The 12,148-nt window shown below is 62.3% G+C and carries 8 protein-coding genes; 3 read left to right on the top strand and 5 right to left on the bottom strand.

The genetic code is table 11. From position 1 onward, the window contains the following. Window positions 1-59 precede the first annotated feature (59 nt). The 4 genes from KUV45_RS14420 to KUV45_RS14405 all read right to left on the bottom strand — a co-directional run bounded on the left by KUV45_RS14420 (window position 60) and on the right by KUV45_RS14405 (window position 5,104). The gene (locus tag KUV45_RS14420) at window positions 60-1,679 is read right to left on the bottom strand and encodes a diguanylate cyclase (protein WP_222161931.1); all 1,620 of its coding nucleotides are present in this window, start codon (window positions 1,677-1,679) and stop codon (window positions 60-62) included. Window positions 1,680-1,798: 119 nt separating this feature from the next. Then, window positions 1,799-2,467, bottom strand: a complete 669-nt coding sequence (locus KUV45_RS14415) for an alpha/beta hydrolase (protein ID WP_206942982.1) — start codon at window positions 2,465-2,467, stop codon at window positions 1,799-1,801. Window positions 2,468-2,803: 336 nt separating this feature from the next. Beyond that, the gene (locus KUV45_RS14410) at window positions 2,804-4,573 is read right to left on the bottom strand and encodes an SLC13 family permease (protein WP_206942984.1); all 1,770 of its coding nucleotides are present in this window, start codon (window positions 4,571-4,573) and stop codon (window positions 2,804-2,806) included. Window positions 4,574-4,897: 324 nt separating this feature from the next. After that, window positions 4,898-5,104, bottom strand: a complete 207-nt coding sequence (locus KUV45_RS14405) for a cold-shock protein (RefSeq protein ID WP_045994373.1) — start codon at window positions 5,102-5,104, stop codon at window positions 4,898-4,900. A 367-nt stretch (window positions 5,105-5,471) separates the two neighbouring features. On the opposite strand from KUV45_RS14405, the gene KUV45_RS14400 reads away from it, so the two are divergent. Together KUV45_RS14400 and KUV45_RS14395 are read left to right on the top strand one after the other, a co-directional pair. After that, window positions 5,472-7,124, top strand: a complete 1,653-nt coding sequence (locus KUV45_RS14400; protein WP_222161930.1) for an FMN-binding glutamate synthase family protein — start codon at window positions 5,472-5,474, stop codon at window positions 7,122-7,124. Between the two features lie 334 nt (window positions 7,125-7,458). Further along, window positions 7,459-9,408 (top strand): alkaline phosphatase D family protein, encoded by a 1,950-nt coding sequence (locus tag KUV45_RS14395; protein ID WP_222161929.1) that lies wholly within the window; start codon window positions 7,459-7,461, stop codon window positions 9,406-9,408. Window positions 9,409-9,465: 57 nt separating this feature from the next. Here KUV45_RS14395 and KUV45_RS14390 read toward each other — a convergent pair whose 3' ends face one another. Then, window positions 9,466-10,656, bottom strand: a complete 1,191-nt coding sequence (locus KUV45_RS14390; RefSeq protein ID WP_222161928.1) for an AI-2E family transporter — start codon at window positions 10,654-10,656, stop codon at window positions 9,466-9,468. 520 nt (window positions 10,657-11,176) lie between these two features. Between KUV45_RS14390 and KUV45_RS14385 the strand changes: the two genes are divergently transcribed. Further along, window positions 11,177-12,010 (top strand): SIMPL domain-containing protein, encoded by an 834-nt coding sequence (locus KUV45_RS14385; protein ID WP_222161927.1) that lies wholly within the window; start codon window positions 11,177-11,179, stop codon window positions 12,008-12,010. Window positions 12,011-12,148: the final 138 nt, after the last annotated feature.

Genomic DNA, 12,148 nt, shown 5'->3' with positions numbered 1-12,148 from the left:
GCGGGGGCGCTGTCTACATGCTGAACGGCAGCGAAGCGGCGACCCGCCCCACGCCCGGCTTACTTGTCGCGGTTCATCGCCTTCTCGATCAAGGCTTCCTCTTCACTCTTGGGCGTCTTCTCGATCATTTCCGCCGCTTCAGAGTACAGGCACACGTAGCTCTGGCAGGAGGCACAGTGCACCTTCTCATCAGGGTTCTTGGTAGCGGGCACGCGCATGTTATGACTGCCACAGTTAGGACAGGCCTTCGGGATTCGCAGATCTTCGCTCAACGCCATCTTCAACTCCTTGTGAATGCTGGAATACTCACGGGCCTGCTGCGACCCACCGTTGACTTCATCGAAACGTTGCAGGAGGCCACTGAGACGATTGCGCCCAGCTCGCTTCGCCTCGTAGAGCGCTGCGTCCACTCGGCGCATCGCCATGTCGAGACTTTCTTCCTTGCCGACACTGATGGCCCCCATGCTCACTGTTACCTTGAGGGCACGATGGTCCACCTTCAAGGTGGTGGTCTCAACGTTACGCCGCAGACGCTCTAGAATATCCCAGGCATCCTCGGCCACTACATCGGCCAGCAGCACCACGAATTCTTCACCGCCAATCCGCGCCAGCACGTCATAGGGGCGCAGGCTCAGGCGACAGGTATCGGCAAATGCCTTGAGCACCATATCCCCCGCGGAGTGGCCAAAGGCGTCATTGAGTGCCTTGAAATGATCCAGGTCGAGCATGGCCAGCACGGCGGGCTCCTGGCGTCGCCGAAGCCGGGCCAAGGCCCCCGCACCCGCTTCAAAGAACGCCCTGCGGTTCATCACCCCGGTCAGCACGTCGGTACTCACCAGCTTGGCAATGCGCCTTTCCGCTTGCTTGCGTTTGGTGACATCCAGCAGCAGCCCATCCCAGACCACCGCGCCATCCTCGAACCGCTGTGGAGTGCCCCTTGCCTCGAACCAGCGCTCGCTTTCGCCACTGTCATCGCCCTGCCGCGCAAGCCTCACATCCAGATGCCACGGCGTCAGGCTGACCAGCGACTGGGCCAGTACCAACGTCAGCTGCTCCCGCGTTTCCTCGGCCAGGCGCGACAGCACCACCTCGGCGTCTTCCAGCGCCTGGGCCCGTGACAGGCCGGTCTGCGCCTCGAAACCGGGCCCTAGATAACCGAACGATAGCTGGCCTGCCGGCGATTGATGCAGGCGAAAGACGACCCCCGGAAGCCGTGCTACGCTGCTCTCGATGGATTCACTCAGGCGTTCTGCCGAGGCGGCCTGGCGCTGCAGCAAAGTGATATCCTGGGACATCAACAGCCAGCAGGCTGGCTCCCGGCGAACGGGATGCAAGGTGCTACTGAGGTGACGCAGTTGCGGCCCCTTGCTGCAGATAACGACTCCCTGCCAGCCCGATCCGCTGGCGCGGCAGTGGTCCAGGGCCGTTTCCAGTGTTTTCGCAGCCTCGGGACAAAACACCTGGGACAGCGATTGCCCGACCAGCGCCTCCAGCGGCAGGCCCAATTGCTGGCACTGGCTGCTATTAGCCCAGACGACCAGACCATCAGCGCCTAGGCTTAGCGCCATCGACGGAGCCTGCCCCAGCAAGGCGTCGAGCTCAGTGCTGAAAGCCGCGCCCGTTGGCGGCTCAAGCACTCCGGCGGACCATCGACGTCGGAAGAATGCCAGCAATGACATACCCATGTTCCCATAGTCAATTTCTTAAAATTTTGTAAGAAAAAGCTTAGAAGAACCGTCCTACCTGTGCTGGATGAAAAATCTCATTACCCGTCGATGGGTCGCCGCAGGAACGGGCCTCAGCGGCTGAGCAGCTCGCTCATCCACTCGCCAATATGGCCGATCTGCTGGGGACATACCGCATGGGCCATGGGGTACTGCCGATACACCGTGTGATAGCCCAGCTCTTCCAACCGTGCGAAGGCTGCCCGACCCAATGATTCGGGTACCACAGGATCCATACTGCCGTGATGCACCTCGACACGCAGGTCGCGGTTGGCGTCATTCAGCTCGATCGAGTTCGCCGTGGCAAAGTAGGTCGACATGGCCAGCAGTCCGCCCAGCGGCTGATCAAAGCTCAGCGCTGCTTCATAGGCCACTGCCCCACCCTGGGAGAAGCCAGCCAACAGGATACGTCGACTATCGATGCCAGCATCAATCTGAGATTGAATCACGCCCTTGATACGCTCGGCCGAAAGACGCAGCTGCATCTCATCAACGCGGCGATCCAGGCTCATCTCAAGAATGTCGTACCAGGCAGGCATGACCATGCCACCATTGATGGTCACCGGTAGACGGGGCGCGTGGGGCAGGATGAAGCGGACCTGGGCATAGTCAGGCCTGGGCAGCATCGGCACGACGGGCTCGAAATCCCGACCGTCGGCGCCAAGGCCATGGAGAATGATCATGCAGGCGTCAGCGGGTGCATCGCCACGCGGTTCGATGACCAACTGGTCGTTATTGCTCATGGGCGGGTCTCTATCTGTGTTTCAGCTCTAAGTGCAGCGCAGGTAGGTGGCAACGCACGCAGCTTTCAGGGAATACGTCGCTACCCTAGCGCACTATACGCCAAGGAACGAGCCTCAAGCTCGGCAACAGCAGCGAGCATAACGAGACGTGGGTCACAGGGCGCACCGCCCAAGGGCCTGTTTCTCCCTCTGCCGCCACTGCTGCCACTGCCACCACTGCCGCCCCTTCCTGCGACAACGGCGGCTAGAACGGACAGCACTGGGCCACTAAACCGGACAGCTCTGGGCTACTAAACCGGACAGCTCTGGGCTACTAAACCGGACAGCTCTGGGCAGCTAGAACGGCCAGAACAGCGGAGTAAGTCCTAGCACCACGGCAGCGGTCAGCAGGTTGAGAGGCCCCCCCAGGCGCAGATAGTCCCGCAAGCGGTAGCCGCCAGGCCCCATGACCATCAGGTTGGTCTGGTAGCCAATAGGGGTCAGGAAGCTCGCTGAGGCGGCGAACATGACCACCACGACATACGGCAACGGGCTGACGCCAAGGCTGTCTGCACCGGCCATGGCGATGGGAAAAGTGATCACGGCGGCGGCATTGTTGGTCACCAGCGAGGTCAACAAGGCCACCACCACGTAGGTGCCTACTAACAGGGCCCAGGGACTATTGCCCACCAGCTCCAGTAGCCCGGCCGCCACCGCATCGGCGGCGCCGGAGGTGTGCAGTGCAGCCCCCAGGCCAAACGAGGCAGCGATGGTCAACAGTACCTGGGTGTCCATGCCTCGGCGGGCGCTGCGCACACTGACGCAGCCGCTCAAGAGTGCCGCGGCAGCCCCCAGCATGGCCGCATTCATCATGCTCATCAGGCCCGTGGTGGCCACCAGCACCACCGCCGCCAATATGCCCCAGGCGCGCAGAGCGCGGTCGAAGGCGGGGCGCGCCTGACCATTGACCTGACTGATCAACAGAAAGTCCTGGGACTGGCGATGACGCTCCACGAAGGCAGGACGAGCCTCGAGCAGCAGCACATCCGAGGGCTGCAAGCGAATCTGGCCGAGGCTTCCCACCACCCGGCGCCCATTGCGGCAGACCGCCAGCACGGCAGCGCCGTACAGCGTCCTGAAGTGTCCGTCCCGAATTTTCTGGCCGATGAACTGACACTGATCGGAGACCACCGCCTCGACCAGGCGACGCTCTCGAAATTCCTTCTCGAGGTGGGACTCACCCAGCCGAGAGGGGCGCAGGCCACGAATCTGCTGCAATTCCACCGCACCATCGGTGGTCCCGGCGAAGACCAGGTGGTCGCCGCCTTTCAGGGTCTCCCCAGGCCCCACCACGCTGACCACGTTGCCACCGCGCTCGATCTCGACCAGAAAGAGACCGGCCAGGTGGCGCAGCCCGGCGTCTTCTACCGTGCGGTCAACCAACGGCCCCTGCGGGTCTACCTCCATTTCGATGGTGAACTCACGCAGGTTGGCAAAAGCGGCTTCGCTACCGGGATGGCCAGACAGCATGCGCGGCCCCGCCCACAGCAGATAGCCCACACCGGCCAGCGCCATCGGCACGCCCACCAGGGCGATCTCGAACAGTCCCAGGTGCAGGTTCGGAAAGCGCTCCAGCATCAGCGAATGCACCACCAGATTGGTACTGGTCCCCATCAAGGTCACGGTGCCGCCGAGGATGGACGCGAAGCTCAAGGGCATCAGCAGATACTGAGGAGCGATGGAAAAACGACGGCTCCAGCTGATCACGGCAGGAATGAAGGTGGCCACCACCGGGGTATTGTTGAGCACACCGCTGACCGCAGTGACCGGCCAGATCAGCCGCGCCATGGCATGACGCACGCCCTTTGGCCGCCCCAGCACATGCCGAATGATCAGGTCGATACCCCCGGTATCGCGCAAGCTGGCCACCAGCACGTACATGAAAGCCACGGTAAACAGGCCGCTGCTGGAAAATCCGCTCAGCGCCTGCTGGGCATCGATGACACCGAGGCTGAGCAGCACCACCAACGCGCCCATCATGACCATGTCTGGCCCGGCGCGGGTGAGCGCCATCAACGGAAAGACAGCGCAAGCAACAGAGAGAGCGATCCAGGCATCCAGAGACATGGGGTGGCCTTGCTGGTGAGACAGCGCTCATTGTGCCTGCTTTAACTTATGCTAAATAGTTACAATGTATTATTTTTTTATCACTTTCAGGCATATAGAGACTTCTTGTGCACATCTCTCCAGGACAGCTCCCCATCCCTACACACTTTCGTGTCTATCAGCCGCAGCAGCAGAATAGCTCGCCGGCAATATCATCACTCTGAGAAGAGGCTGACAACCAGAAGGCTTTTAAAGGCACAAAAACGCAAAAGGCCCGCCGAAGCGAGCCTTTATCATCGCGTCCTCGAAGGACGCTGCCGCTTACGCGGCCATCAAGCGATCGACTTAGTCGATGACCTTGATGTTGGAGGCCTGGAGGCCTTTCTTGCCCTGAGTCACCTCGAAGGAGACCTTCTGGCCGTCCTGCAGGGACTTGAAGCCGTCAGCCTGAATCTCGGAGAAGTGAGCGAACAGGTCGTCACCGTTGTCGTCCGGAGAAATGAAGCCGTAGCCCTTAGTGTCGTTGAACCACTTGACTGTACCAGTTGCCATGATCGAATCCTCGACTAGCATATTTATTGACCGGGAGATACCCGAGTTGCAGTGGGTAAAACAAGAAACCTTTCCCCGGGCAATCGACGCTAGGATGCTTCGATGACCTCTGAGACGTTCAACTTGCTAACCAACTGCTAGCAGCATGCGCCGTCTTGGCGCCAAGGTCAAACACTATTTGCCCTGGATGACGAGAAGATGACGGTGCCGGCTAAATTTACCTAACCCGTCCGGCCCCTCCCGCTCCCGCTGCGTTATGCAGTGTGCCAAGTCGTCACGGCGGGCCCGGCATACTATGCCCAAGCAGGGTTATATGCTTGCATGGTCGGCAGCGTTTTCCTTCGACCTGAGCTGCAGGGAGCTCTTCATGGCCTCTTTACTGTCACGCCACGCTCCGACTCGCTTCGGTGCGTTCTACCTCGCCATTGCAGGCCTCATCATCAGCGTGATCGGCGTCGGAACGTCCTCGGCCTGGTGGCTGGCCGGCGTGCTGGCGTTCGGTGCCCTCACCGCGCTGGGCATCTACGATATCGTGCAGCGACGTCGCACCGTCAGCCGCAACTACCCAATTCTTGCCCACATCCGCTACTTTCTGGAGTCCATCGGTCCTGAGTTTCGCCAGTATTTCATCGAGTCCGACACCGATGAGGCGCCCTTCTCGCGGGAACAGCGCTCGCTGGTCTATCGCCGTGCCAAGAGCACCAGCGACAAGAAACCCTTCGGTTCGCTGAGAGATATGAGTGCCCCGGGATATGAATGGATGGGCCCGTCACTGTCACCCGTGGACATCACCGATCACGACTTTCGCATTGTCGTCGGAGAGCAGCGCGCCCACCCCTACCGGGCCAGCGTGATCAACATTTCCGCCATGAGCTTTGGCGCTCTGTCGCCCAACGCCATCAGCGCCCTCAATGAGGGCGCGAGGGAAGGCGGCTTCTATCACACCACCGGCGAAGGAGCCATCTCGCCCTATCACTTGCGTGGTGGCGACCTGGTCTGGCAGATCGGTTCCGGCTACTTCGGCTGCCGCAGGGAAGATGGCGGGTTCGATCCCGAGAAGTTTCGCCACAACGCTCGCCGCGACGAAGTGAAGATGATCGAGATCAAGCTGTCCCAAGGGGCCAAACCCGGCCACGGCGGCATTCTTCCCGGCGCCAAGGTCACCGCCGAAATCGCCTCCACCCGCGGTGTCCCGGAAGGCCAGGACGTCCTCTCCCCCTCTCGCCATTCGGCGTTCTCTACCCCTTGCGAGATGATTCACTTCATTCAGCAGCTGCGGGAGCTGTCCGGTGACAAACCGGTGGGCATCAAACTAGCGCTGGGGCATCCCTGGGAATGGTTTGCCATCGTCAAGGCCATGCTGGAATGTGGCGATCATCCCGACTACATCGTCGTCGACGGAGGACAGGGAGGTACCGGCGCGGCCCCGCTGGAGTTCATCAATCGCCTGGGTATGCCCCTCAACGATGCCCTGGTCCTGGTTCACAACACCCTGGTGGGCGCGGGCCTGCGCGACGACATCCGTATCGCCGCCAGCGGCAAGCTGATCAGCGCCTTCGACATCGCACGCACCCTCGCGCTTGGCGCAGACTGGGTCAACATGGCCCGGGGCTTCATGTTCTCGCTCGGCTGTATCCAGGCCCAGAGCTGTCACAACGACCAGTGCCCCAGCGGTATCGCTACCCAGGACAAGGCCCGTGGCAGCCGCCTGGATGTGGATGACAAGGCCGTGCGAGTCAAGAACTTCCATGCCAACACCAAGTTCGCTCTGTGTGAAATGCTGGAAGCCGCAGGCCTGTACCATCCCGACGAGCTGGGCCCGGAACATATCATCCGCCGCCTGGATAACGGCAAGGCTCTGCCTTACATCAGCCTGATAGATAGCCTGGCGCCAGGCGAGCTGCTGCGTGGGGGCGCCAAGGACCACCCGCTGTACCGTGAGTTCTGGGACCTGGCGAACGCCAATAGCTTCGATGCACCTGACGCGCTGCAAAGTCTCAGGCAAACCAAGCTGCTTTGATGCCCTACGGGCCTTTCATGACGCGAAAGGCCTGTAGGCTCCCCGCCGCTGGTCGCACCAGGCCCACTCCCTCACACGGATACCGCGGCGGCCCTTCCTTTATCTAATTTCGCAGCGCTCACGCTGTTGAGCCTGCTCGCGACGCTGATGATGCATGGCAGCAGAGGGGCTTCACAGCGCAGGCAAGTGCCGACACATCCCCCGAGCATGGCTAGGCGTCTACAGGGCAGCGACTCGTCCGCGCCGGGTTTCAGTGCCGAGCAGCGATGATATTCTTTGCAGTATCTGAACCTCATCATGCTGTTGCCAGCACGACGACATCGACAGGATCGCCATGAACGACACTGGAACGTCAGACCATGACCTGCCCGCTATCCTTGCCGGGCCCATCCTGCGACGCCTGACGCGCGAGAGATTCCGAGCATGGCTGGTCACCAGTCGCGAGCTGACGCTGAAGCTGGAGCTTACGCCGCAGGATGAAGCGCCTCACCGCCGAGTGCTCGGCGACGACGACTACCGCAAGATTCCCCTGGGGCGCCATGCCTGGCTGTATCTCATCGACGCCGCCGTGGATGCCCCGCTTCCGCAGGACACGCTGATCGCCTATGACCTTCAGGTCGTGGAGCAGAATGCCCCGGACAGCCTTGGACAAGGTGCTGCAAGATGGGCCCCTCACCTCTGCCACGACGGCCAGTCCGCCCCCCGCTTCGTCCTGGCCTCCAGTCATCGACGGCTGCTGCATGGCTCCTGTCGCCGCCCCCACTACGATGGCCCCGATGGTCTGGCGCACCTGGACAGCTGGTTGGCCGGGCAGCTTGACCACCCCGAGGCGATGCCCGCCTGGCTACTGATGACCGGGGATCAGGTCTACGCGGATGACGTCGCTGGCCCGATGCTGGTTGCCATCCACGCACTCATCAAGCGCCTGGGGTTATTCGATGAAGTGCTCGAAGGCGCGGTGATCGACGATAGCCCGGCGCTCTATGCAAGCGCTGCCAGCTACTACCGCAGGGAAGAGCTGTTGCCGAACGTCAAGAGCACCGATGACCTCAAGGATCGCTTCTTCGGCGGCGTGCGCAAGCCGGTGTTCACCTCGGCCAGCGCCGCCAATCACTTGATGACCTTCGCCGAAATGATGGCCATGTACCTGCTGGTGTGGTCCCCGACTCCCTGGCGCATCATCGAGCTGACCTGCCCCGAACTCGATGACGAGCATCGCGAACGCTACCAGGAACAGGCCCGTGTCATTGATGACTTTGTCGAGACGCTGCCCGCCGCGGCCAGGGTCATGGCGCATCTGCCCAGCCTGATGATCTTCGACGATCACGACGTCACCGATGACTGGAATCTGACCGCCCAGTGGGAGCAAACGGCCTATGGGCATCCTTTCTCCAAGCGGATCATCGGCAATGCCTTGATGGCCTACCTGCTGTGCCAGGGCTGGGGCAACGATCCGGATCGCCTCAAGACTCCCCTGGACGACGCCCAGGCCTTGCTCGAGGACGCGCGCCAGCGCCAGGGCTGGCTGTCGGCTGCCAATCAGGATGCCTGCCTTGAGCGACTCTTCCGCTTCGAGGGCTGGGAGTTTCAGGTCGAGGGGACGCCCCGCCTGGTGGTCCTGGATACCCGCACGCGCCGCTGGCGCAATGGGCGCAAGCCCCACCGTCCGTCGGGCTTGATGGACTGGGAGGCACTGTCAGAGTTTCAACAGGAACTGATCGATGCCCCCTCGGTGGTCATTGTGTCACCGGCCCCGATGTTCGGCGTCAAGCTGATCGAAGCGATCCAGAAGCTCTTCACCCTGGCGGGTAAACCCCTGATGGTGGACGCGGAAAACTGGATGGCCCACCGCGGCGCCGCCAGCGTCATGCTCAACATCTTTCGCCACTCCCGAACCCCGGGGCACTACGTCATTCTCTCCGGCGACGTGCACTACTCCTTTGTCTATGACATTCGGGTTCGCCATCGTCGCCAGGGGCCCAAGATCTGGCAGGTGACCTCCAGCGGGATCAAGAACTGCTTTCCCGACACCCTGCTGGATACCTTCGATCGGCTCAACCGCTGGCTGTATTCCCCACGCTCGCCCCTCAACTGGTTTACCCAGCGCCGTCCAATGGCCGTCGAACCGCGCGACCCTGACCACGCCAAGGCAGGCGAGCGGCTATGGAATGGGCCAGGCATCGGTCTGATCACGCTGGCCGAGGACGGAAGCCCGGACGACATTCGCCAGCTCGATGCTCGTGGAATGGAGGTCATCTTTCCCCCGCCCGACAAGGCGCCGTGACCTGCCCGCGCAGGCAGGATCCAGGCGTCTCGGCGCTCGCAGGCCCTGCCTGACGGCTCAGCGATCGTTGGAGCGAGCCTGGTCCTTCGAGGATGGCTCCCGGGACATCAGTCCTCGCACTCCCTTGCGCATGGCCTGGCGGTGCAGCTTGGCCATGCGCACGCGCTCTGCCAGCGGTCGGCTGGCGTCTTCCACCGGCCCCCCCTTGGCCGGGCCGAGCAAGTGTGCGATCCAGCGCGTCTGGGGATGACTGTCCAGGGCAATCTTCAGCGTCATGGTCAGCACCACCGACAGCAACATGCCGGTGACGCCGAAGATCCAGCCCCACACGACCAGCGACAGAAACGCGACGAAGGTAGACAAGCCCAGGGCGCGCCCCATGACCCGCGGCTCGATCAGGTTGCCCATCACGAAGTTGATCGACAGGTAGGCCAGGCTCAGCAGCAAGGCATCACCCAGGCCACCCTCCGGGGAGACCAGTACCAGCAACACCGGGGGGATCGCAGCGATAGCGGAGCCAATGTTAGGGATGTAATTGAGCGCAAAGGCCAGCACCGCCCACAACAGCGGGAAGTCTACTCCCACGATCTGGCAGGCGATCCACACCAGAGCACCGGTAATCAGGCTGATCACCGTCTTGACCGCCAGATATCGCTTGAGCGTGTGGCTGAACTCGTTGAACCGCTCGAGACTAGGCGCGGGATTCGCCAGCGCCCGCGACACCTTGTCCCGGAAATTCAGGGTTTCGAACAGCATAAATACCACGAGCAAGGCTACCACCATGCTCTGCATCATCAGGTTGCCCAACTGGCTGAGCAGCGCAGGGATCCACTCGCCCAGCTGTTCGGTATCAAGAAAACCCGCCAGACGCTGGGTATCGATGGCCAGCCCCATGCTCGCCAGACCATCCAGCAGGCGCAGGTAATATTCGTAGAGCTTCTCTTCAATGCCGGGCAGCGCTTCGGAGAAGGTGCTGACCGTATTGACCAGCAACAGCGCCAGCAGACTGAGCATGCCCCCGATGACCACCAGCGTCAGCCACACCGAGGAGCGCAGTCCCAGGCCACGCTCGTGCAGCCATTGCACCGGAGCGGTACACACCACGGCGATGAACAGCGACAGCAACACCGGCACCAGCAGATCGGAGCCGGCCCGCATCCCCGCCACAATGACCACCAGCGCCGCCAGCGCCAGGGTCAAGTTGAGGGGAAGCCTGCGCTCTTCCTGCGCATTGACATCGTCTTCCATGCACCTGTACTCCTCTGTCAGGTAGGTCAGGTCGTCCTTGACTGGGGTGGCAGCGACTCAACGTATGCCGTGGGCTTGCGGACGGGCCTACACGCCACCGAGACAATGACGTCCTCGGCCACACTCCCGTCCAGGCCGCATCCGGCGCGCACGACATACTGCCCTGCCAATCATTTCAGCACAAAGTAACATGACCGCTACCACAATACGTTGCAGGCCCGGGCCCTTGGGCCCAGGTACGTAAACTCAAGGCCTCGGGCTCTGAGCGGGAGGCCCATGATCATCGCCCTCGACCATGCCGTCATTGAACGCGACTGCAACCATGCAACTATCATGGACGTTCTTGCCAGGCCAGGAACGCATCGCCATTGGCGACGTCGAAGGACTGAATCGCCGGGGCCGGCGGGGGGCCAGTCTCACCGCGCGGGTCGAGCCACAACCGTCGCACCAAGGCTATCTCTCGGATAGCTGCCACCCGGCACACAAGACCATAGGAAAGGGAACACCCAAGGAGCACATCATGGCACTGACCCATCCCCGCCGCCGCTTTTCCCCTGCCGCCCTGCTGGGGCTCGGGCTTGGCCTGGCACTTGCCAGCGGTCCCCTGCTGGCCAGCGAAACGGCGCCGCAGCGCTACCTGGATATTCAGGCGCAGTCAGAGCTCCAGGTGGCTCCCGACAAGGCGACCTTGAGCGCGCGGCTGTGGGAGCTGACCCCCGCTATTGCCCAGGAGAAAGACAGTGGCGATCACGCAGAGGCCCTCGGTCAGGCCCGCTCCAAACTGGAGTCCAGGGCCGCTGAGCTGATCGCCGCGCTGGAGGACGCCGGGCTTGAGCGTGATGCCATCAACGCCGGATCGCTGCGTGTGCAGCAGGAAATGCTGCATCGCGCGAGCCAGAATGGTGACAACCCGACCCCCATGGTACGCACCCGCCTCGAACGACCGATCCGTCTTTCCATCAGCGACCTGGACAGCCTGCCCACCCTGCTTGACGCGCTGACCACTGCAGGCGTCAACGCTCTGGATGGGGTTAGCTACGACCTCGCTGACCGCGATGCTGCCAGCGATCAGGCCCTGACTCAGGCGCTGGAGCGTGCTCGTGCCAAGGCCGAACTGATGGCCGATACCCTGGGCGTTACCTTGGGTGACGTGGTTCAGGTCAGAGAGACCAACGCCCCGGTGTTCCAGCCACGCATGATGGCCATGCGCGCCGACATGGCGGAAAGCGGCGGTGCGGCAGACTACAGCCCCGGCAACATTACCATCGACGCTGGCGTCCAGGTGCGCTGGGCCTTGGCAGGACAGGAAAGCCCGTCGGCCGATCGTCAGGCGGCAACCGCGTCCAGCCCCTGAAGGCAGCGACCAGGCCACCAGCCACATGGCTTGACGGCAAGCGGCGGCTGGACCACCCGCGCTCAACACGACAAAGCCCCCGGTAGTGGTCACTACCGGGGGCTCTCTTGCAGCGCTAAACGGCAACGCCGCTGCCGG

Source organism: Halomonas sp. DP3Y7-2 (genome assembly GCF_019800795.1).
Taxonomy (GTDB): Bacteria; Pseudomonadota; Gammaproteobacteria; order Pseudomonadales; family Halomonadaceae; genus Halomonas; species Halomonas litopenaei_A.
The sequence above is the reverse complement of the archived record's forward strand: the minus strand, read 5'-3'. Positions and strand labels throughout refer to the sequence as shown.